This window comes from Leclercia sp. UBA1284 (assembly GCF_002308415.1).
GTDB classification, from domain to species: Bacteria; Pseudomonadota; Gammaproteobacteria; order Enterobacterales; family Enterobacteriaceae; genus Enterobacter; species Enterobacter pneumoniae.
Map to the genome: position 1 here is coordinate 1,280,055 of NZ_DBUS01000006.1, position 21,692 is coordinate 1,301,746.

At 54.7% G+C, this 21,692-nt stretch carries 24 protein-coding genes; 14 read left to right on the forward strand and 10 right to left on the reverse strand.

What is annotated here, in order from left to right; all coding sequences use genetic code 11:
- The first annotated feature begins 82 nt into the window (after positions 1-82).
- On the forward strand, positions 83-997 hold the full coding sequence (locus B3511_RS09435; protein ID WP_212476152.1) for a bestrophin family protein: 915 nt from the start codon (positions 83-85) through the stop codon (positions 995-997).
- A 144-nt stretch (positions 998-1,141) separates the two neighbouring features.
- Positions 1,142-1,651, forward strand: coding sequence for a GNAT family N-acetyltransferase (locus tag B3511_RS09440; protein ID WP_233802459.1), 510 nt, complete (start codon positions 1,142-1,144; stop codon positions 1,649-1,651).
- Between the two features lie 39 nt (positions 1,652-1,690).
- Here B3511_RS09440 and B3511_RS09445 read toward each other — a convergent pair whose 3' ends face one another.
- The 3 genes from B3511_RS09445 to B3511_RS09455 form a co-directional block, all read right to left on the reverse strand.
- On the reverse strand, positions 1,691-2,137 hold the full coding sequence (locus B3511_RS09445; protein WP_233802458.1) for a hypothetical protein: 447 nt from the start codon (positions 2,135-2,137) through the stop codon (positions 1,691-1,693).
- 157 nt (positions 2,138-2,294) lie between these two features.
- Positions 2,295-2,843, reverse strand: a complete 549-nt coding sequence (locus B3511_RS09450; RefSeq protein ID WP_286781962.1) for a GNAT family N-acetyltransferase — start codon at positions 2,841-2,843, stop codon at positions 2,295-2,297.
- Between the two features lie 133 nt (positions 2,844-2,976).
- Positions 2,977-3,867 (reverse strand): LysR family transcriptional regulator, encoded by an 891-nt coding sequence (locus B3511_RS09455; protein WP_212476144.1) that lies wholly within the window; start codon positions 3,865-3,867, stop codon positions 2,977-2,979.
- 128 nt (positions 3,868-3,995) lie between these two features.
- On the opposite strand from B3511_RS09455, the gene B3511_RS09460 reads away from it, so the two are divergent.
- From B3511_RS09460 to ompC, 8 genes are all read left to right on the forward strand, one after another.
- Positions 3,996-4,256 (forward strand): DUF2798 domain-containing protein, encoded by a 261-nt coding sequence (locus B3511_RS09460; protein WP_040075719.1) that lies wholly within the window; start codon positions 3,996-3,998, stop codon positions 4,254-4,256.
- 97 nt (positions 4,257-4,353) lie between these two features.
- A complete protein-coding gene (locus B3511_RS09465) occupies positions 4,354-5,244 on the forward strand; it encodes an alpha/beta hydrolase (RefSeq protein ID WP_233802456.1) in 891 nt (296 codons plus the stop codon).
- Between the two features lie 142 nt (positions 5,245-5,386).
- Positions 5,387-5,854 (forward strand): GNAT family N-acetyltransferase, encoded by a 468-nt coding sequence (locus B3511_RS09470; RefSeq protein WP_233802455.1) that lies wholly within the window; start codon positions 5,387-5,389, stop codon positions 5,852-5,854.
- 138 nt (positions 5,855-5,992) lie between these two features.
- Positions 5,993-6,988: an alpha/beta fold hydrolase gene (locus B3511_RS09475; protein ID WP_286781967.1), complete on the forward strand. Its 996-nt coding sequence runs from the start codon at positions 5,993-5,995 to the stop codon at positions 6,986-6,988.
- A gap of 47 nt (positions 6,989-7,035) precedes the next feature.
- A complete protein-coding gene (locus B3511_RS09480) occupies positions 7,036-7,776 on the forward strand; it encodes a response regulator (protein WP_040075715.1) in 741 nt (246 codons plus the stop codon).
- Positions 7,773-9,077: an ATP-binding protein gene (locus B3511_RS09485; RefSeq protein ID WP_286781969.1), complete on the forward strand. Its 1,305-nt coding sequence runs from the start codon at positions 7,773-7,775 to the stop codon at positions 9,075-9,077. Before B3511_RS09480 ends, B3511_RS09485 begins: the two co-directional genes overlap by 4 nt.
- A 130-nt stretch (positions 9,078-9,207) precedes the next feature.
- Positions 9,208-10,398 (forward strand): cytochrome c biogenesis protein/redoxin, encoded by a 1,191-nt coding sequence (locus tag B3511_RS09490; RefSeq protein WP_286781971.1) that lies wholly within the window; start codon positions 9,208-9,210, stop codon positions 10,396-10,398.
- A 227-nt stretch (positions 10,399-10,625) separates the two neighbouring features.
- Positions 10,626-11,747, forward strand: coding sequence for a porin OmpC (gene ompC, locus B3511_RS09495; RefSeq protein ID WP_286781973.1), 1,122 nt, complete (start codon positions 10,626-10,628; stop codon positions 11,745-11,747).
- A 6-nt stretch (positions 11,748-11,753) separates the two neighbouring features.
- Here the strand turns inward: ompC and tam are convergent, their stop codons facing one another.
- From tam to B3511_RS09510, 3 genes are all read right to left on the reverse strand, one after another.
- Positions 11,754-12,512 carry a trans-aconitate 2-methyltransferase gene (gene tam / locus B3511_RS09500; protein ID WP_286781975.1) on the reverse strand — a complete coding sequence of 253 codons (759 nt, stop codon included), beginning with the start codon at positions 12,510-12,512 and terminating at the stop codon, positions 11,754-11,756.
- Positions 12,513-12,585: 73 nt separating this feature from the next.
- Positions 12,586-12,948: a DUF4406 domain-containing protein gene (locus B3511_RS09505; protein WP_212476130.1), complete on the reverse strand. Its 363-nt coding sequence runs from the start codon at positions 12,946-12,948 to the stop codon at positions 12,586-12,588.
- A 7-nt stretch (positions 12,949-12,955) separates the two neighbouring features.
- Positions 12,956-13,540, reverse strand: a complete 585-nt coding sequence (locus B3511_RS09510; protein WP_286781977.1) for an NUDIX domain-containing protein — start codon at positions 13,538-13,540, stop codon at positions 12,956-12,958.
- Between the two features lie 87 nt (positions 13,541-13,627).
- Here B3511_RS09510 and B3511_RS09515 point away from each other — a divergent pair, with 87 nt between their 5' ends.
- Complete coding sequence (locus tag B3511_RS09515; protein WP_046885638.1) at positions 13,628-14,383, forward strand: DeoR/GlpR family DNA-binding transcription regulator; 756 nt, start codon at positions 13,628-13,630, stop codon at positions 14,381-14,383.
- 66 nt (positions 14,384-14,449) lie between these two features.
- Here B3511_RS09515 and B3511_RS09520 read toward each other — a convergent pair whose 3' ends face one another.
- The 3 genes from B3511_RS09520 to B3511_RS09530 form a co-directional block, all read right to left on the reverse strand.
- Positions 14,450-14,941, reverse strand: a complete 492-nt coding sequence (locus B3511_RS09520) for a GNAT family N-acetyltransferase (protein WP_286781980.1) — start codon at positions 14,939-14,941, stop codon at positions 14,450-14,452.
- Complete coding sequence (locus tag B3511_RS09525) at positions 14,929-15,195, reverse strand: DUF1778 domain-containing protein (protein WP_040075705.1); 267 nt, start codon at positions 15,193-15,195, stop codon at positions 14,929-14,931. The genes B3511_RS09520 and B3511_RS09525 overlap by 13 nt, the downstream gene beginning before the upstream one ends.
- Positions 15,196-15,383: 188 nt before the next feature.
- Complete coding sequence (locus B3511_RS09530) at positions 15,384-16,532, reverse strand: PD-(D/E)XK nuclease family protein (protein WP_286781982.1); 1,149 nt, start codon at positions 16,530-16,532, stop codon at positions 15,384-15,386.
- A 166-nt stretch (positions 16,533-16,698) separates the two neighbouring features.
- Here B3511_RS09530 and B3511_RS09535 point away from each other — a divergent pair, with 166 nt between their 5' ends.
- The gene (locus tag B3511_RS09535; protein WP_286781984.1) at positions 16,699-17,034 is read left to right on the forward strand and encodes a hypothetical protein; all 336 of its coding nucleotides are present in this window, start codon (positions 16,699-16,701) and stop codon (positions 17,032-17,034) included.
- 33 nt (positions 17,035-17,067) lie between these two features.
- Here B3511_RS09535 and B3511_RS09540 read toward each other — a convergent pair whose 3' ends face one another.
- Positions 17,068-18,165, reverse strand: coding sequence for an NADH:flavin oxidoreductase (locus B3511_RS09540; RefSeq protein WP_286781986.1), 1,098 nt, complete (start codon positions 18,163-18,165; stop codon positions 17,068-17,070).
- 120 nt (positions 18,166-18,285) lie between these two features.
- On the opposite strand from B3511_RS09540, the gene B3511_RS09545 reads away from it, so the two are divergent.
- Both B3511_RS09545 and B3511_RS09550 read left to right on the forward strand, forming a co-directional pair.
- The gene (locus B3511_RS09545; protein ID WP_040075701.1) at positions 18,286-19,173 is read left to right on the forward strand and encodes a LysR family transcriptional regulator; all 888 of its coding nucleotides are present in this window, start codon (positions 18,286-18,288) and stop codon (positions 19,171-19,173) included.
- Positions 19,174-19,439: 266 nt separating this feature from the next.
- On the forward strand, positions 19,440-21,629 hold the full coding sequence (locus B3511_RS09550) for a TonB-dependent siderophore receptor (protein WP_286781988.1): 2,190 nt from the start codon (positions 19,440-19,442) through the stop codon (positions 21,627-21,629).
- The last annotated feature ends 63 nt before the right edge of the window (positions 21,630-21,692 follow it).

The window sequence follows — 21,692 nt, forward strand, 5'->3', positions numbered from 1 at the left end:
CGCAATACTTCTTTAACATACTTGCAACCGTGACAACGATCACGTTTAATAGTCGCCGCTCTTAATTCTTCAGAAGTTGACTATGATCGTTCGTCCTCAACAGCACTGGCTGCGGATGATATTTGTCTGGCACGGTTCGGTGCTGGTCAAAATTTCCTCCCGCCTGTTTCTTAATTTTTTGCTCTCTATTGCCGTCATTATCCTGTTGCCCTGGTATACCTCACTCGGCATCAAACTGACCGTAGCGCCATTCAGTATCCTCGGCGTGGCGATAGCGATCTTCCTCGGGTTTCGTAACAACGCCTGTTACTCACGCTATGTCGAGGCGCGGCAACTCTGGGGCCAACTGATGATTGCTTCCCGCTCGCTGTTCCGCGAGGTGAAAAACACGCTACCCGATGATCCGGCACTGGGTGAATTTGTGCGTCTGCAGATTGCCTTCGCCCATTGCCTGCGTATGTCGCTCCGCCGCCAACCGCAGGCCAGCCAGCTGGCGAACTACCTGTCACCCGAAAACCTGCGCCACACGATGGATTCCAGTACACCGGCAAATCGCATTTTGTTGATTATGGGGGAGTGGCTGGCCGTACGGCGCCGGGAAGGGCAGTTGTCCGATATCCTCTTTCACAGCCTCAATAACCGTCTGAATGATATGTCTGTGGTGCTGGCCGGATGCGAGCGTATTGCCAATACACCGGTACCGTTCGCTTATACGCTGATTTTGCATCGCACGGTCTATCTGTTCTGCATCATGTTGCCCTTCGCCCTGGTGGGGGATCTGCATTACATGACGCCGTTCGTTTCGGTGTTGATCTCCTATACCTTTATCTCTCTCGATGCGCTGGCAGAAGAGCTTGAAGAGCCATTCGGCACTGAAAACAATGACCTGCCGCTGGATGCTATTTGTAATGCGATGGAAAGAGACCTCCTACAAATGAACGACGAGCAAAAGATCCCGCCGCGCATCCTGCCTGATAAGTACTACCAGCTAACCTGAAACGGTTCGGGGCGGTTGGCAACGCTGGCACGCCTCGACGTTTATTATCCCATCGGTAAACGCGACCAAGCCGCCAGCCAGGCCTTGCGCGCAGGACTAACCTGCAGTAGCGTCGTTATCCTGTCCGCTATCTGGAAAGGAATCATGAATATCACCATTACGCCCGCGCAGCCTGAACAGTTTGCCGCGTTGCGCGCCATTGAATTGGCGGCATTTGATACATTACGGCTCGCCGGCGCGGTCAGCGGCGAGGCCTCTGCGGCAAGCCTGGACGAACTGGGTGCCTTGCGCGAGGAAGGGGTGTTACTGACGGCTTTGACGCCGGAGGCGGTGCCGGTCGGTTTTGCAGCAGGCAGCGTGGAAGAGAACTGGCTGCATATTGCTGAAGTGGATGTGCACCCTGACTGGCAGCGTCAGGGCGTGGGGACTCAGTTGATGCGGGCGATACTTGATACCGGGCGAGCCCGTGGTCTTGTTGGGGCAACCCTGACAACCGATCGCCTGGCAGCATTTAATGCGCGTTTTTACGCCACGCTGGGTTTTGAAATAATCGAAGGGTCAGCAAGGCCGTGTCATTTGGCGGATCGGATCACCGATGAAATCAACAGCGGGTTCGATCCCGCCCGACGTGTCGCTATGTTGATGCGCTTTTAATTGATGTAAAACCCGCCAGGCGATTCCCGGCGAGTTATCTCACAGGCTGGGATATTTCCCATCCTCATCCACCAGGTAAATCTGTGTTAAATACCATTTTTGCTTCTCCTGCTTAAAATGGTACTCATACACGGGCGAATAGTACTCAGCCGACAGCTGGGTGGTGATAACCGCCTCCTGCTGTTGAATGTTTTTGCCGATAATTTTCTCCCGCGCCGGGTCGTGCGAAGCGTCAGAACCATAAGCGACGGGCTCACCGTGAAAGTCAGGTTGGGTATATTTTTTTAGCAGTGCGGCATAATTTTGCTCCGCCGTTTTCATCGCATTGACATCATCTGGACGACGATTCTGGAAGGATTCATCGTTCCAGATTTTATAATCATGCTGAAATGCCACTACCATCTGCTCTGGTGATGTAGCCATTGCCTCAGTCATACATAGCACTCCCGAAAGGAATAAAAGCAGAGAAATTAGCCTGTTTTTCATCGTGTCTTATCCGCCTGCGCAGACAGGGATAAACGTTGCCATCCGGTCAAAAGGCCCGTTCCGGCCAACATGTATGCTCCATGATCTTCTCTCTTTTGCCACCAGCGCGGGAATAAACACGATTTTCATCTCTCATTACTCCTTAAATTCAAACAGTTCAGAACATAGCCAGTGGACTACGCTTGCGCCAATCGTCTCGTGAAAGAGTAAAGAGCAGGCTCGGGGGCGCGTTCTTCACGTCGTCAACTTCACGGCTATAGGTCAGCCCCGTTTTCATCAGCACCTTTTGCGATGCGAGATGGTTACCCCGTACCACGGCAGAAATTTCACTCAGTCCGAGCGTCTCAAAGCCGTAATGCACGACAGAGAGAGAAAACTCTGTTGCCAGTCCTTTACCCCAGGCGTCGGTGGCAAAACGATATCCGAGATTATTGATAGTAATGTCGGCATAACGGCTGATGCTTAATCCCCCAAAGCCAATGATCTGTTCAGGATTTTCGCGTAACGCGATCGCCCAGTTGCCGAATCCCTTATCGCGCCAGTGCGTGAGCCAGCGTTCAAGCACCGCTTCTGCATGCTGGAGAGAGGGATAGGGGCCTGCGGGGTTAAATTGATTGGTCGCCGGGTCACCATAAATGCTGAACAGCGTTTGTGCATCGGTCTCTGTGACAGGCCGAAGTTGCAGGCGTTTCGTTTCTACTATCACACTCTTCTCCCGGAGTTTATGGTCAGATGCTGCCAAGAAAAGCATTGAACATTTTTAGCCCTGCGTAAAGCGCTAATAACAATGGTAAATGAGTACAAGGCTATGACGTTTCACCGGCCCTCCAGGCCATGACTCACTCCCGGATTGCCTCTTCTAAGAATTCGATAAACGCTCTGACCTTCGCATTCAGCGCCGATCGTTCATGAACACAGGCGAAAATCGTCATCGGCACGGATTCCGTATCGTGACAAAACAGAGGGACCAGCTGTCCATTATCAATAAAGGGCTGTGCGACAAAGCTTGCCAGACGCGCTATCCCGCCGCCGTTGACGGCAATTCTGGCAATAATATCAATATCATCACTGATAAATTTTGGGTTGAGTTTGGCGTTAACCTGCTGGCCGTTGACGGCGAATGTCCAGGGAAGGAAACGTCCATCTGTGGGATAACGAAATACCAGACAGGCGTGATGGCTCAGTTCATCCGGCGAGCTGGGAGTTCCGGCTAGCGCCAGATAGGCCGGTGCTGCGCAGAATACAAAGGGGAGGGAGGCGATTTTACGGGCGATAAGCTGATCGTTAAGTTGCGCCTCGATGCGGATACTCACATCCACCCCTTCGAGGCGATGATCGACGTTACGGTCGGTTGCGATCAGTTCCACCTCAATATCGGGAAAAGCCTGATTAAAAGCCGGCATGAGCGGGGCGATAACATGGCGACCAAACGCGGCCGTGGTGGCTATGCAGAGCGGGCCCTGCGGTCGACTCTCCGTGGCCGCGGCCTGCGAAGCGATCTCAATATCCTGCGGAATATGTCGAACTTTCTCGAAATAACGTTTTCCGTTTTCGGTTAACGTCATGCTCCGGGTAGTGCGCGAAATCAGACGCACCCCTAAATGCGACTCCAGCCGGGATAAGCTCTGGCTCACCGCCGCTGGGCTCATCCCTTTTGCCCGCGCCGCGGCAGCGATGCTTCCATTCTCGACCACCCGAATAAAATTGCTGATTAGCCCTAACACGTCCATCGCGTCTCCGAGGTTCTATTCATCACATTCTCTTAATAATGATTAAAGCACAGCCGCTCTACTGAGAGAACGCTTAACTTGTTAGTTTAGCGGCTGTTTTCACCTGACAAAATCAAGAAGGACGGTTCATGAACGACACCATCGCAAACAAAACTCCCCGTATTCGCTTGCCAAAGCACGCCTCACCTTACGTTTTCGCACTCTATATGGCGACCATTATGGCCTTTCTGATGAGCCTGGTTATTACCCTGGCTGAATTCGGCGCCGGCCCGCATTACATGGAAAATGTGATGAATGCTTATCAGGTTGCCATGCCGGCGGCCTTTTTCTGCATCCTCGTGGTCCGTCCGGTGGTGAGCCGTCTGGTCGGATTGACGGTTCACGGCTGAAAACGGCTCGTTGTGCTATGACAAACAGAGGGATATCCTTTTATCTCTTACGGATATCTCTTTGTTTAGCTTCGCAACCTTTGCAGGTTTCACGCTTATGCCAGACACGACTATCGAAACGCTTCTGGAAGCCCAGGGCCCCTGCGGTATGCTCAGGGGAACGTTACTCTCGCCGGTCCCTTCTCCTCAACAGGTCGTTTTCATTCTTCCCGGATCCGGACCCACCGATCGGGACGGCAATAACCCGCTGGGCGTGAGTGCGTCTACCTATCGACATTTGGCCCAGGCGCTGGTCGCGTACGGCATTGCTACGCTCCGTATTGATAAGCGCGGGATGTTCGCCAGCGCATCCGCCGTGCCTGATGCCAATGCGGTAACAGTGCAGGACTACGTTGATGATGTTCGTGCCTGGATAGCAGTGCTAAAACGCGAAGTGCCTACCGCCGCCGTCTGGCTACTGGGCCACAGCGAAGGCGGCGTCGTGGCGCTCGCTGCGCAGGAAGAGGAGGTAAAAGGGGTCATGCTGGTCGCAACGCCAGCGCGTCCGCTGGGTGAAATCTTGCGTCAGCAGCTGGCAAACGCCGCGCTTCAGGAGGAGGGCAGCGCTATTATTGCCGGGCTCGAGCAGGGTTGCCGTGTCGATGTTGCACACGCCCATCCGGCGTTGCAAAGCCTCTTTAATCCCGCTGTTCAAGGCTTTCTTATCGATCTCTTTTCCCGCCATCCGCAGGCCATGATCGCTACCGTGCGCAAACCGCTGCTGATTTTACAGGGCGAGCGCGACCTGCAGGTAGAGCCGGAGGAGGCCCGGCGCCTCAGCGCGGCTAACCCCAATGCCACTCTGGTCCTGCTCCCGGATACCAATCATGTACTGAAGTCGGTTCGCTCCGATAGCCTGCAAGAAAACATGGCGGCTTATTCCGATGCCTCGCTTCCGCTGGCGCCCGGGGTGGTTGCTGCCATTACGCAATTTCTTGCCCGGCACTGAATATTGGCTCTGACATCCTGCCGCCTTTTCATGTTAAAAGATTATTACGCGTCTCGACGCGGATCACGCGATGTTCATTTGAAACCGCACATCGCAAACGCCTGTATTTCATAATCAAAAATAACAACAATAAGGAGAGACGATGCAGTTGAGAAAAGCGCAGGCGCATGAAGCCGAAGCGTTGTGGAATCTGCGTAATCTGGCGATCCGCCACGGTTGTGTCAGCAGTTATAGCCCGGAGATTATCTGTAACTGGACCCCTGAGGCCATGCCCGAACATTACCGTAAGATGATTATCGATAACCCGTTTTATGTTATTGATGCCCAGGGCGTACTGGTCGCCAGCGGTTATCTCGATCTGAATGCTGCGAGCGTAGAAGCGATTTTTACCCTGCCAGGCTACACCGGCAAAGGGCTGGCATCGCAAATTATTGCGGCTATTAAAGATGAGGCGATCGCGCGGGGTATAGCCCGGCTGACGCTCGAAGCGACACCGAATGCCGCCGATTTTTACCTGCGCCACGGGTTTGAGTGGCTGGGTGAGAGTATGCACCCGTCGGCAATGGCCCGCGCCGAGCTGCGCTGCGTCAATATGGCCATCACCCTCTAAATTTTTCCCTTGTTTGTATCACAGTGTATATAGCGCCGGGTCCGATACGCAGGCATGCAGTTCGGCCCGGTTGTGCACACATTATCCTTACACTGGCATGTTGTTATGTCCGGGTAAACACAACCCGGAGACAGACAAATGAAAAACAAACTGGCTTATTCAACCCTGGTCGCAGCCCTCTCTCTTTCAACCGTGATGGCCTGTCAGGCCGAAGCGGCAGGGACGGATTACCATGCCGCATTTAATCAGCTGAATCAGATCAACGCCGGTGACCTGAACGTCGGTTACGTTGACATCGGCCCAAAAAATGGCGAACCGGTGATTTTGCTGCACGGCTGGCCCTACGACATTAGCAGTTATGCCGAGGTAGCCCCGGCGCTGGCGGCGAAAGGTTATCGCGTCATTGTTCCTTATAACCGCGGGTTTGGTACCACCCGTTTTCTCTCCTCGAAAACTCCGCGAAATGGGCAACCTGCCGCCATGGCGAAAGATGTCATTAATCTGATGGATGCGCTTAACATCAAACAGGCGGTTTTCGCAGGTTACGACTGGGGCGCCAGAACGGCGGATATCGTGGCGGCGCTGTGGCCTGAGCGGGTCAAATCGTTGGTTTCGGTGAGCGGTTATCTGATTGGTAACCAGCAGGCGGGTAAAAAACCGCTGCCGCCGCAGGCCGAATTACAGTGGTGGTATCAGTTCTACTTCGCTACCGAACGCGGCGAGAAGGGCTATGCCGCAAACACCCACGACTTTGCGAAGCTGATCTGGACTCTGGCCTCACCGGGCTGGAAATTTAGTGATGCCACCTTTAATCGCAGCGCCAAAGCGCTGGATAACCCGGATCATGTGGCGGTCACCATCAGCAACTACCGGTGGCGTCTGGGTCTTGAGCGCGGCGAGCAAAAATACGACAACTACGAGCAAAAACTGGCGGCGGCGCCCGTTATCACTGTGCCTACCATTACCATCGAAGGGGATAACAACGGCGCGCCGCATCCGCTGCCGGCCGCCTATGCCGCCAAATTTACCGGCAAATATGAGCACCGCACCTTTAGGGGCAATATAGGGCACAACCCGCCGCAGGAAGATCCGCGCGATTTTGTTCAGGCCGTGGTGGATGCGGACCATCTTTAAGCAAACTATGCTAATTTCTGCGTATCGCTTATTAACAGGAGCTTACCGTGGATGCAGCTGACCATATCCTTGTCGTCGATGACGACAGGGATATTCGTGAACTGATTGTTGATTACCTGCATAAGTCGGGCTACCGCGCGACCGGGGCGGCCAACGGCAAAGAGATGCGCGCCGTGCTTGATAAACAACATATCGACCTGGTGGTGCTGGATGTCATGATGCCCGGCGACGACGGTTTGACGCTCTGCCGCCAGCTGCGTAGCGATAAGCACCAGGACCTGCCGGTATTGATGCTCACCGCCCGCAGCGACGATATGGACCGCATCCTTGGGCTGGAGATGGGGGCCGATGACTACCTGGTGAAACCCTTTGTTGCCCGGGAGTTGCTGGCGCGCATTAAAGCGATTCTGCGTCGTTTTCGTACCCTGCCACCTAATTTGCAGGTGACAGAAGCCGGGCGGATCATTGCCTTTGGGGAGTGGCAGCTGGACACCAGCGCCCGCCATCTGCTGGATGCCGCAGGGACGATTGTGGCGCTGAGCGGGGCGGAGTACCGTCTCCTGCGGGTGTTTCTGGATCATCCCCAGCGCGTGTTAACCCGCGACCAGCTTCTCAACTTCACCCAGGGGCGAGACGCCGAGCTGTTCGAGCGCTCTATCGACCTGCTGGTGAGCCGGGTGCGACAACGCCTGAACGAGGATGCCCGTACCCCGGCCTATATCAAAACCGTGCGCAGCGAAGGCTATGTCTTCTCCATGCCGGTCAGCATCGTTGAGGCGCGAGAATGAAGTTCTGGCCACGTTCGCTCCTCTATCGGTTGCTGCTGATTGTGCTGCTGGGACTGCTGCTGGCCAACGGTCTGAGCCTGACGCTGGTGATGATCGAAAGAATGAGCAGCGCCCGTAACGTGATGCTGGGTAACCTCGAGCAGGATGTTGCCACCAGCGTGGCGATCCTCGACAGGCTGCCTGCCGATGAGCGGGCGGAGTGGCTGCCCCAGCTGGCGCGGGGCAATTACCGCTACCTTTTGGGCGAGGGGGAGCCCGGCAACCCGCCGCACGACGCCCGATCCCGGGATGCCATCCGCACCATTACCGACACCCTTGCGGGCCGCTACCCGCTGCGCTTTACCGCCGTACCGGGGCCAGTGTCGCACATTCAGGCCCATGTCACCCTGCACGACGGCGCGCCGCTTACCATCGATTTGATCCCGCGCATGCCGCCGGTTGCCCGCTGGTTACCGGTGGTGTTTATCCTGCAGGTATTGCTTGTAGCGCTCTGCTCCTGGCTGGCGGTACGGCAAGTGGTGCGTCCGTTTACCCGATTCACCCGGGCGGTGGATGCGCTGGAGCCAGCCAGCCAGACCCTGACGCTGGCCGAACAGGGGCCGCTGGAGGTGCGCCAGGCTGCGCGGGCCTTTAACGCCATGCAGCAGCGAATCCAGGCATATTTACAGGAGAGGGCGCAGATCCTGGCCGCCATCTCCCACGATTTGCAAACCCCGATTACCCGTATGAAACTGCGTGTCGAAATGGCCGATCAGCCAGAGCTGCGCGATAAGCTGACCGCCGATCTGGATAATATGACCCGACTGGTGCGGGAGGGGATCGCCTTTGCCCGCTCGTCCGGATCGTCTGAAGAGACGCCCCGGCGTCTGGATCTGCACGCTTTTATTGACACCCTGGTGTGCGACTATCTCGACATTGGGAAAAACGTGCAATTTCGTGCAAACGGCGTCGGACAGCCGCTGACGACACGTCCGCAAGCCCTGCGCCGGGTGGTGACTAACCTGCTGGATAATGCCCTGAAATTTGGTGATGCCGCCGACGTGACGCTCAACTTTGCTCCTCGTGAGGTCAGTATCGTTGTGGCTGATAACGGACCGGGGATCCCGCAGGATGAACTGGCCGCCGTGCTGCAACCTTTTTATCGAGTGGAATCTTCCCGTAATCGCGAAACGGGCGGTACGGGGTTAGGGCTGGCGATTGCCGCCCAGCTCACCGGCCAGATGGGCGGAAAACTGCAGCTCGTTAACCGCCCGGAGGGAGGACTGGCAGTAACCGTGACTTTACCTGCTACGCAAATGTAGTCTTTTGTATCCGCCTGGGTCGTAGATACCCAGGCTGACAAATCTCGCCTTTCTGCACATATCCCGCACACATCACTCCGCTGTAATAGTCCCACTGCGCCGTTGCAGATAACTGCTTAGTGAGGTCGATATGACGCTGTTAATCGCTTTTTTTGGGGGCATGGTGAGCCTGCTCAGCCCCTGCACGCTGCCGGTGATCCCGCTGCTCTTTGCCGGATTTCGTGGCCAGCCCCGGCAGATAGCCGCCATGCTGGCTGGCATGGTAATGATGTTTACCCTGGTTGCCGGGCTTATCACCGTCGCCAGCGACTGGGTAATTGATGCGACGCTGGTGGGGCGCTGGCTGGCCCTTGCGGTGCTGGCAATGGCCGCCGTGTCGCTGATTTTTCCGGGCGTAGCCCTGCGCGTGGCGGGCCCTGCGCTGAAGCTGGGAAATGTGCTTAATGACCAGAGCCATAAAACGCGCGGACTGGTCTCCGCCGGGCTCGCAGGCATGGCGGTAGGGTTACTGTGGTCACCCTGCGCCGGGCCGATATTAGGGGCGATCCTCAGTCTGGGGCTGGCGGGTGAAAGTGCCCTGACCACCGGAGCGCTTCTGGCAGCCTATGGCAGCGGTTGCGCTGTGATGCTGGCGCTGTTGGCCTTTTGTGGTCAGCGGGTGTTAACTCGCCTGAAAGCCAGCGGAGGAGTGATGGAAGGGCTGCGCAAAACCGCCGGTGTGATGATGCTGGGCACCGTAGTACTCACCGCCAGCGGGATGAACAGCTTGTTACAGGGGGCAAATGGCGTGGCCGATCGGGTCGAGCAGCGCCTGTTACAATGGGCTCCCGATATCACACGACCGGCGAAGTTACAGCCGGTGGTAGATACGGCCCCGTCCAGCGCGATGCCTTCCCTCAGCGGTGGCACGGCATGGATTAACGGTGAGCCGGTCACGCCCGCGTCGTTAAAGGGCAAAGTGGTATTGATTGATTTCTGGACCTGGGACTGCATCAACTGCCAGCACACGCTCCCGCATGTCCGGGAGTGGGCAAAAAAATATGGTGACCAGGGGCTGGTAGTCATTGGCGTACATACCCCGGAGTACCCCTGGGAAAAACCGCTCGACTCGGTGAAAAAGGCGGTAGCGAAGTGGCAACTCCCTTACCGCGTCGTTACAGATAATAACTACAAAATCTGGACGGCGTTTGGTAATCAATACTGGCCCGCACACTACTATTTTGATGCCAAAGGGCAACTCCGTTACACCGCGTTTGGTGAAGGAGATTATGCAAAACAGGAGCAGGTTATTCAGCAATTACTTAAAGAGGCCAGAACCTGATTGTTTAAATAAACACCCCTGATTTTTTAATTTACGGTTTTATATCATGACGGCGCACATTATCCATATGTGCGCTTTTCGCGTGAATTTATTTCAAGAAAAATTAACGATCCGTGCGCTAATGCTTTTACTGTTTTACATACATTTACAGGAGTGATAACAATAATGCCCTGCAACCTTATTCAGGTTGTATTTTGGCAAGTGGCAGATTATCAGGGTATAAAAAAATGAAAATTAATCAACTGAGCATGCTGATTAGCGCAGCCATGCTCTGCACAACCGCACACGCAGCAGAGATTTATAATAAAGACGGCAACAAACTGGATCTTTATGGTTTAGTTTCCGCAGAGCATTATTTTTCTAACAGCAGTGATAACGATGGCGACCAGACTTATATGCGTCTGGGTTTCCGCGGTGAAACTCAGGTTAACGAGCAGATTACCGGGTATGGCCAGTGGCAGATGCACATCGATGCTTCTAAATCCGAAGGCGAAAGCAATAACCCGCGCACCCGTTATGCGTTTGCGGGGCTGAAATTCGCCGATTATGGCTCTATTGATTACGGCCGTAATAAGGGCGTGGTCTATGATTCGCTGGCCTATACCGACATGCAGCCAGAGTTCGATGGCATGACCTACGGTTCCGATCAGTTCCTTTTCAGCCGTACCAATGGTGTGCTGACCTACCGCAACACCGACTTCTTCGGTCTGGTTGATGGGCTCAACGTTGCGCTGCAGTATCAGGGTAAAAACGATGGCGGCGGGGAGCCGGGCGTGCGTGACGTACTGCGCCAGAATGGTGACGGCTTCGGGGCCTCTGTTACGTACGACATCGGTGCGGGCTTTAGCGTAGCGGGCTCGATGATGAGTTCCGACCGTACTAATGAACAAAATACCGCCGCCGGTATTATGGGTAGAGGTAAACGGGCCGAAGCGTATTCTGGCGCCATTAAGTATGATGCGAATAATGTCTATTTAGCGGCGATGTTTACCCAGGCCTATAATGCCTCCCGATTTGGTTCTCGCTCCAGTGACAGTGCCTATGGTTACGCCAATAAATCACAGATTATGGAATTCTACGCCGGTTATCTGTTCGATTTTGGGCTGCAACCTTTCGTCGCTTATGATGTATTAAAAGGTAAAAATCTCGGCAGGGCGGTATCCGGAAATACCTACGGTGACGAAGATCTGATTAAATATGTCGATTTTGGTGCGACCTATAACTTCAACAAAAATATTAACGTATTTGTAGATTATATGGTTAACCTGGTTGATGAAGATCGGTTTACCCGTGAAGCTGGTATTAATACCGACGACGTGGTCGCCGTCGGCGTGGTGTATCAATTCTGATTCACCTCAGGGTTCGCGTCTGGCAACAATAAACAGGCGCGGATAGGCAAGCAATATCTGGCCGTTCTCCTGTAGCGGATAGTGCTCTTCCAGTAGCTGATGATAGCGGAGCAGATAATTTTTCTGTTCGCTCTCATTCAGCTCCTGTAGCCATGGGCGTAAGCCCGTGGCGCTCACCCAGTCTATAATCGCCTGGTGCGACGCCATCTGATGGTAATAGGTGGTTCGCCACAATGTCACGTCACATCCCGCTTCGCTCAAAATATCATGATAAGCATGCACCCCCGGTAACGCTTCCCGTCCCCGATCCGGGTAACCTTGTTCCCAGGCCACTTCGCGCATCAGGACGTGGGTCGGCTCTTGCCAGTTATCCGGCATCTGTACTGCCAGCACGCCGTTCATTTTTAACAGCGAGACCAGTTTCGGCAGCAGATCGTAGTGGTCGGGTACCCACTGTAACGAGGCGTTAGCAAAGATCAGATCCAGGGGGCGATCCGGGCGGTAGTGACGCATATCTTCCTGCAGAAAGTGACAGTCGGGCAGGGTGCGGCTGGCTTCTGCAATCATCGCGGATGAGCTATCGACCCCGGTGATATGGGCCGTGGGCCAGCGCTGATGCAGCAGGGCGGTGCTGTTGCCCGGGCCACAGCCGAGATCGACAATCTGATCAGCGGCTTCGACGTTTACGCGGGAAAGCAGATCGATGGCCGGGCGGGTACGCTCCGAGCCATAGTGCAGATATAAGGTGGGGTTCCAGTCATCCATCGTAGCGCCTCCTGTTTTTATGAACACAGCAAGTGTAGATGATTCGGACAGAACTCCCGTTCTGTCCGCCTTATTATGCCTGCGGGATCGCGTCAAGCTCGGTATAAACGGTCAGACCGTGCTCCCGGGCGACTTCAATATCCAGATCCGCCCCTCGCGATGCGCCGGCGATACGATAGAGGGCATCGCAGCGGGTAATTAACCGGTGCGCCACCGGATAGAGCATCGCTTCGCTTATCTCATCTCCCAGCTGCTGCGAACCGGCGGCCTTTGCCAGCGGCAGCGCCAGCCACTCGCCGATCAGCGGTATGTGCCCACGCTCCCACACCGCTAGCGCCGCGGCCTCCAGTTTCGCCAGGTTAGCCTCAATACGGACAGGGTCGCCATCGGTGCCGCTACGATAGGGACCGGCAATCAAAATCAATTTTTTAGACATCATTTCCTCACAAAATGCCCTTCAGGGCGAGATGGTAAATCAGCATGATGGTTTTGCCATCGACAATCAGGCCGTCATCAATGGCGCGTAGCGCCGCCTCAAACGGCATTTCCAGAACCTCGATATCTTCGCCTTCGTCTTTAATGCCCCCACCGTCGCCGGTGCGATCCTGAGGCTGATATTCGGCAATATAGAAATAGAGTTTTTCGGTCACCGAGCCCGGGCTCATAAAGGCTTCGAACACTTTTTGTGGGCGTGCGACCCGATAGCCGGTCTCTTCTTCGGCTTCGGCTTTGATGCGGTTTTCGGGGTCCATGTTGTCCAGCAGTCCGGCGGCGGTTTCGATGAGATAGCCGTCATGCCCGTTGAGAAAAACAGGAAAGCGGAACTGTCGGGTCAGGATTAGGGTGCGTTTTTCACGGTTATAAAGGAGGATGGTGGCACCGTTACCGCGATCGTAAGCTTCGCGATTTTGCCGTTGCCACTCCCCATCATGACGCTGCAGTTCGAAGGTGTACTTTTTCAGGCTATACCAGTCATCAGACAGGATTGTGGTATCGATAATACGTACTTCTGCACGTTTTGATTGCATGTTTTACTCTCCCTCGGTAGTCTGACCATCATAAGCAGCACATTCGTGCAAGATCAAATTAAAACGTGCAACTTCAGGAATAACCCGATGCTCACCAGTCAACGTAAACAACGCATCCTTGAGAAACTCAACGCCGAAGGGCAGGTATTATCGGGCGCGTTAAGTCTTGAATTCGCGGTCTCTGAGGACACCATCCGCCGTGATCTGCGCGAACTGGCGGCAGAAGGGCGCTTGCAACGCGTTCATGGCGGCGCGTTGCCGGCTTCGGGCGCGGTGGCCAATTTTGCTGAACGAAAAACGTTGCGCACCGATGCGAAAAAGCGGGTGGCGCAGCAGGGGGCATCGCTGATTTCAGCCGGGCAGGTGGTGATCATTGATGGCGGGACGACTACCGGTGAACTGGTGCGCTGTCTGCCGGACGATCTGGCTATCACCGTGGTGACGCACAGCCCTGGCATTGCACTGGCGCTGGTTGAACATCCGCTGATTGAGGTGATCCTGATTGGCGGTCGGCTCTTTAAACACTCGATTGTCACCGTCGGCGCGGCCACAATTGAGGGTATAGAACGTATTCAGGCGGATCTCTTCTTTATGGGGGTTACCGGTATCCACCCCGAGGCGGGGCTGACAACCGGTGATTACGAAGAAGCGTGTATCAAACGTGCATTTTCCGGCAGAGCAGCCGAAACGGTGGTGATGGCGTCGCCAGAGAAGATTAACAGCGCCTCGCCGTTTCAGATCGGTCCGCTCTCCCTGGTCAACACTCTGGTGGTCGAGCCGGATACCGACGCCGCGTGGGTGAAGGCGATACGCGCAAAAGGGATAACCGTTGTGGGTGCTTAATCAGTCGCGGAGAAGAGCAAAAAAAGCGGGGCCGGCAAATGTCAGCCAGGCTCACAGCCTTATTGCTCAAGTCATTATTGGCAAACGCAGGAATAAGGTTCTCTCCTGCGTTTGTGAAGGGGTGAACCCGTGATGGATGTAAAACTGCCTGGCGCGGTCAGAAATAGCATGAACCATAATGGCCCGTACGCCAATGTTCTCAGCCACCCGGCAGCAGCGTAAGACGGCGTCATGGAGTAAATCAGCGCCGAGTCCTTTGCTGTGAAAACTCGCGTCAACGGCAAGCCGGGCCAGAATGATGACGGGGAGCGGCTCGGGCATATTCCTGCGCAGGCTTCCCGGTGCAACAGCATGGGTGACGCTACCGGTCGCGAGAGAATAGTACCCAACCACCTGAGACGCGTTGCCCCGGCATACCACAAATGTCCTTGCGGGTCCCATGGATTGATTTTTTAATCCCCGGTGCTTAATCCATTCGTCCAGTGCAGCTTCACCACAGTGAAATTCAGCGAGAATATGTGACGAATTCAATGGTACTGGAGCCGTTACTTTTCCCACTGCGGTTTTCTCGCCAGGAGTTTATCCATCGCCGGATTAGCAGTCACCGGGGCATCCAGCATCTCGATAAATTCGGCATATTGTTCATCGTTAAGATTAAACATACGGCGGTCAAGGATGACGTTCTCAGCTGCCTGGCAGGCCATCTCCAGGATAAAATCGGTGCGTGATTTATGGAGAATCTCAGCGGCAGCATCAATCAGGGCTCGCTGCGCTTCTTTTGCCCGGATATTAAGCTGAACATCAGATTTCATACTTCCTCCTTTGTATAGCAAATGATATACACAGCTTAGCACTGATGTATAGCAAACGCTATACAGGCTTTATGCGAAGCTCGCCCTGGACACTGCAATTAATTCTGTCAGCAACCCGATTTAACGCATGACCTTTTGAATGGCAAAAAGGTGTCACTTCTGCTTTGCGTTGACTCTACTGGAAAAGGTTAGCGGGGCAGTTCAACGACAAACGCGTTCTCTGTTAACGAGCCCTCAATAAACAGCGCCATCTCTTTCAATAGCTGTCGGCTTTCCTCCAGCGTACCGTTCGGCGTGCCGAAGGAGATCGTTAACTCTTTGCCGCTGCGCGACAACAGGATCTCTTCATCATCTTTGTTGGCGGCGGGGAGGAACAGCGCAGAATATTTGTTTTCCTCAATCGCCTGATGCAGGGTGGCCAGCTCCGGACAATCCGCCACGTTCACTATTCCGTTGACGTAGAACTTCATGGTCTGGCCATTTTCCGCCGGATAGTAGACCAGCGTCACCCAGCTGGTTTCATTTCCCCAGCCTTCCGGATAGAGATGAATCGCCTTGTAATCGCCCTCCCAGTTATTCACCCGGTGGCGACAATTCTTATCGGGGAAGATCTCTGCCATCGTCAGCTTAGCGGTTTCAATCATTGCCGCCTCAAACTCCGCTAATAGCGCGTTGGCTTTCAGTAACTGCTGAAAGTTTTCCGTCACGAAGGTCTGCTTGTCGTTATTCATGATCTGCTCAGGTTCCTTTCCACTTAGCGCATAAAGATGGTTTAAAAATTCGGTGTAGAAAACATGCCACTTGCTGAAAGGGAGGCGCGCCTGGTCGTGTCCCAGACGGTTTCGGGCCGCGTCTACCAGCGTGGAGTAGTTGATAAATGGCCAGCCTGCCTGTGGCGGACAGCGGTTAGCGTCTGGCTTCACAATGCAGGTATAGATTGGCTGCCCATTGTCCACACAGCTTTCAAGCAACTGCTGGTAGCTAGCAAAAGGGTTATTAATGGCGGAAAAGGTTTTATGCTCAATGCCGATAATAAAATCCTGATGATAAATCAGCAGATCGAGAAACTTGCCGTCTTCTGTTATGACCTCCCGGCTGACCTCAAGAGACGTGGTATCCAGCGCGTCGCCCTCGTTGCCGATGTTCAGGCAATGTAGAAATGCGTTTAACAACCAGGGCGGCACCCCCGCGTTTTCCCCCATAAACAATGCCAGCAGATCCGAGGTGGGGTTTTCCAGATATCCCGAACCGCCTGCGGTAAAGAAATTCACTTCTGGAACGGCCTCTGGCGGCAGAGAATCCAGTTGCTGCAAAAAATCGGTGCTCAGGTCACTCATTTTCCAGTCTTTTCTATGGCTTACAGTCCGGTGATCCTACCGGACACAGGCGCCAGGCAATGCGCGAATTAACCCAGAAGTTTTGTGGGTTTTGGGCCTTTCAGGCGTATCGGCACGCCATGGCCTATTATTCAGAGAGTAATGACTGGAGTTACTGGAGTGCATGATGATCAAAACAATACGTATTGTGTCGCTCGCTTGCCTGCTGTTGGGTGGCTGCTCCAGCAGCCCACTGACCCCGCAGGAGCAGAAGTATCAGCAAATCAAAGAGGCGGCCCGCGTCTGCTCGGAAGAGGTGAAAGCACACACGATGGAGCTCTCCACCGAGGGGCAAACGGCCGACAGCACAGCAACGACCGTGGATTATGATATGGGGGATGGATTGCCGCCGCGTACGGTGGATTCCCGTTCATCACCGGTGATGGATAACGGGACGCCGGGCAATGCCTGGACTGCGTGCATGAAGCGCAAAGATGCGCTGGTACCCGAACTGAAGATCTGAGCCCGGACAGAATCCGGGCTGCGCGGGGTGTTATCAGACCACCAGCTCGCTCTCTTTAATATCCGCAATGGGTGAAAGAATCGCGTTATCAAAATCACGCGGTGTCGTACCCGCGGCAATACGGTTTGGCCAGTCATGATTGGCCAGGGCACCCCGGCCCAGGGAGATAAAATCAGCCCCCATTCCCATGACTTCTTCCGCTCGCGCCTTATCATGCAAACTGCCGTTCGCCATTAGCGTCAACTGTGGGGCGTATTTACGCGCCAGTTCCACCAGCGAGAGCGGGTTGTCCGGGAAGGCCGGCTGCCAGGCTTCGTGCTCGGTGAGATGCAGGTAATCAATGCCCGAGTGCGCCAGCAACGTAAACACGGTGCGCGCATCCTCTTCGCCATTAGCCCATTTATGGAAAAAGTCGTTAACCTTGCCCTGAGAGAGACGTATGCCGACAACCACATCTGCGCCTACACGAGCACGTACCGACGCGATCACGTCCAGGCTCAGACGCAACCGCCCGGCGATATCGCCACCCCAGCGGTCGTTGCGCGTATTGGTATAGTCGGTGAAGAACTGATCGAGAAGATACCCGTTAGCGCCGTGGATCTCCACGCCATCAAATCCGGCAACGTTCACGGCGTAGCTGGCGGCATCGGAGAAGCTGTCGATAATGGCGCCGATCTCGGCTTCATTGAGTGCGCGTGGAACAGGGTATTCACCTTCACCCCGGTAGAAGGCCATCTGTTGACCGACCGGGCGAATAGCCGACGGGGCCACGGTACCGCTCAGATAGTGGTTTCCCTGTGAGAGGGCGCCCGCATGCTGGATCTGCGCGAAGATTTTACCCTGCTGACGGTGCACGGCGTCGGTGACGCTACGCCAGGCGGCCGCCTGCTGCGGGCTGGTTAGCCCCGCCTGGAAGGCATAGGTTTGTGACCATGCCCGATCGATATAGATCCCCTCGGAGATCACCAGCCCGAAGCCGCCGCGCGCAAAATCCTGATAGTACGACTTCATCCTTTCCGTGGCATGCCCATCGACGGTTGCGGTGACGCGAGTCATGGGGGCCACCACAAGGCGGTTTTTTAGCGCGACATGCCCAATGCGGCCAGGGATAAGAAGGGGGGAACTGTTCATAAAAGTCCTGTCAGTTTTAACTCTTTTACGCACTATAATCACTGACGAATACGCTATAAACCGGGCAAAATGATAAGGCTGTATATCATTTATCGTTATAATCGCCATCACGGAGTTACTATGAATCTTCAGGATGTCTCGCTGTTTCTGGCGATCACCGAAACCCGTAGCCTGACGCAGGCTGCGAAGCGGCTGGATGTTACGCCGATGGCCGTCTCACGCAGGCTGGCCTCTCTGGAACAGGAACTGGGCACCCGGCTACTGCAACGCACAACCCGTTCGGTGTCGTTAACCCAGGAAGGGATGGAGTTTTTGCCCTATGCCCGGGCGCTGGTGGATGCCGAAGCGGGGGCGAAAGCGCTCTTTTCTCCCACTACACAGGGGGCTTCCGGACTGTTACGGATCACGGCGCCCACCGGCTTTGGGCGGCGTAATATATTGCCGCTGGTGCCCGGGTTACTTGCGGCGAATCCGAAGCTCAATATTGATCTGCAGCTCGGAGAAGACGTGGTGGATATTGTCGGCAGGGGTATTGATGTGGCGATCCGAATTGCTCCGCTGAAAGACTCGAACCTGATTGCACGTAAGATTTGTGATAACCCCCGCATTGTCTGCGCCTCGCCGGCGTATCTGCACGCCTTCGGTCATCCCCAAACCCTGGCCGACCTGGCGGAACATAACTGCTTACGTCTGACCAGCGTGCCGCAATGGGTATTTGAGCGTGATGGCGAGATTATAAGCGCCGCCGTAGAAGGGCGTTTCAGCTCCGATAACGTAGAAGGGGTGCGCGAACTCTGCGTACAGGGGTTGGGGTTGGTACAGTTGACCCGCTGGGATGTATTAAAGGAGCTCAACGACGGCACGCTGGTCGAGATCGTTCTGGCGGATGTGCGTCCGCAGTCGCTCTCCATCTGGGCGGTACTGCCCACCACACGTTTCCTTCCGCTGCGAGTGACCACCTTTATCGATACCCTTAAATCGTCATTAACCTCTCCAGCCAGAGATTAACCCTGTTTAATGAATGGGCAAAAAAAAGGTAGGGAGTGGATGTTGTTCCAAATAATCAAGCCGTTAAAGAAAGACTTACTGCCTTCCTGTTAATGAATTATTACATTCCGCATTGTTTAAGTAACAGAAATAAATATCATAACGAGAATCGTTTCGAACAAAGCCCGCAGGCTGAATACGATTCTTACCCCCTGTTTTTGCGCGATAAAGCTTCATCGTACGGCCTGCGTTACGTTTAACCTCCACCTACAGGAAACGTTACACCCATGCAGCGTCACTTTTTATGGGCTCTTAATCCATGCCTGCTTGCTCTTTTATCCACCCCAGCCTGGGCGGCAGCCGCCGAAGAGGACGAGCTCGTTGTCTCGGCCAGCCGTTCGCACCGTAGCGTGGCGGAAATGGCACAAACCACCTGGGTAATTGAACAGTCTGAGATTGAGCAGCAGGTTCAGGGCGGGAAAGAGCTGAAAGAGGTTCTTGCCCAGCTAATTCCCGGTATGGATGTCAGTAGCCAGGGACGAACGAATTACGGCATGAATATGCGTGGTCGTTCCATGATGGTGATGGTGGACGGGGTTCGGCTTAACTCTTCGCGTAGCGACAGCCGACAGCTTGACGCGATCGATCCATTTAATGTCTCACGTATTGAGGTTATCTCGGGGGCCACAGCGCTGTACGGCGGCGGAAGTACCGGTGGCCTGATTAACATTGTCACGAAAAAAGGGCAGTCGGAGAGAGAAGTTGAACTGCAGACTGGGATAAAAAGCGGATTTAACAGCCATAACGATCATGATGAAAACGTGGCGGCCGCGGTAAGCGGTGGCACAGACCGCGCTTCCGGTCGACTCTCTGTGGCGTATCAGCGCTATGGTGGCTGGTACGATGGCCACGGTGACGAAGTCATTATTGATAACACCCAGACGGGGCTGCAGTATTCAGACCGTCTTGACGTGATGGGCACCGGTACGCTGGATATTGACGACCATCAGCAGATTCAGCTCACGACCCAGTACTACAAAAGCGAGTCGGACGGTAAACACGGTCTCTATCTTGGTGAGAACTTCTCTGCCGTTACCGGGCAAGGTAAAGCTTATAACTCGGGCAACCTCGACGCCGATCGTCTGCCAGGCACCGAGCGGCATTTGATCAACCTCCAGTACTCCAATACCGATTTTCTGGGCCAGGATCTGGTTGCGCAGATCTACTACCGTGACGAAAAACTGACCTTTTATCCTTTCCCGACGCTTGCGGGCGGCAGCGTGGGGAGCATTGGCGCCTCTCAGCAGAATACCGATTACTGGGGCGGCAAATTGACGCTCAACAGTCAGCCTGTTGACGACCTGACCCTGACGTATGGGGTGGACGCAGACCATGAGACCTTTGATGCCAATCAGCAGTTCTTCGACCTGACGAAGGCCGCGCAGAGTGGGGGGATGGATCTGCAGAATGCGTACCGGGTGGGGCGTTATCCGAGCTACAGCATTACCAACCTGGCGCCGTTCCTGCAATCCAGCTACGACATTCGTGCCATTACGCTCAGCGGCGGCGTGCGCTATCAGTACACACAAAACAAAGTCGATGACTTTGTGGGGTATAACCAACAGCAGGCCATTGCCCGGGGGGATGCCCTCTCTGCCGATGCCGTACCTGGAGGAGAGACCAGCTATAACAACCTGCTGTTTAACGCCGGTATTCTGGGGCGTGTGACGGAACGCCAACAGGTGTGGTTCAACTTCTCTCAGGGATTCGAAATTCCCGATCTGGCGAAGTACTACGGCTCTGGCCGTTATCAGCTGGTGGACGGTCATTATCGTCTGATCGATAGCGTGAACGTCAACGACTCCAGACTCGATGGTATTAAAGTCAACGCCTACGAACTGGGGTGGCGTTATAACGGCGATAACCTGCGTACGCAGATTGCGGCCTATTACTCGCTGTCTGATAAAACGATCAATATTAATAAGACGGATATGACCATTAATATTGAGGACGACAAGCGCCGGATCTATGGCATTGAAGGGCAGGTTGACTACTTCTTCCCGGACAGCGCATGGAGTACCGGTACCAATTTCAACGCCATCAAATCAGAAACGCAGGTGGATGGACAGTGGCAGAAGCTCACCGTCGATAGCGCCAGCCCGTCGAAAGTGAGCGCGTGGCTTACCTGGGCGCCGGGTCCCCTGAGTCTGCGCGTGCAGAGCACACAGACGTTTGACGTGTCGGACGAAGCCGGTAAAAAGATCGACGGCTATAACACGGTCGACTTACTGGGCAGCTACGAACTTCCGTTGGGTAAGCTGAGCTTCAGCGTCGAAAACCTGCTCGATAAAGATTACACCACCACGTGGGGGCAGCGTGCGCCGGGTCTCTATAGCCCGACCTACGGCGATGCCGGCCTCTATACCTATAAAGGGCGTGGCAGAACCTTCGGCCTGAACTATTCCGTTCTGTTTTAACTCGTCATCTTATGTGCTTTCACCTTCCGCTGGCCCCCTCCGGGCCAGCAGTGGCTTGACTTT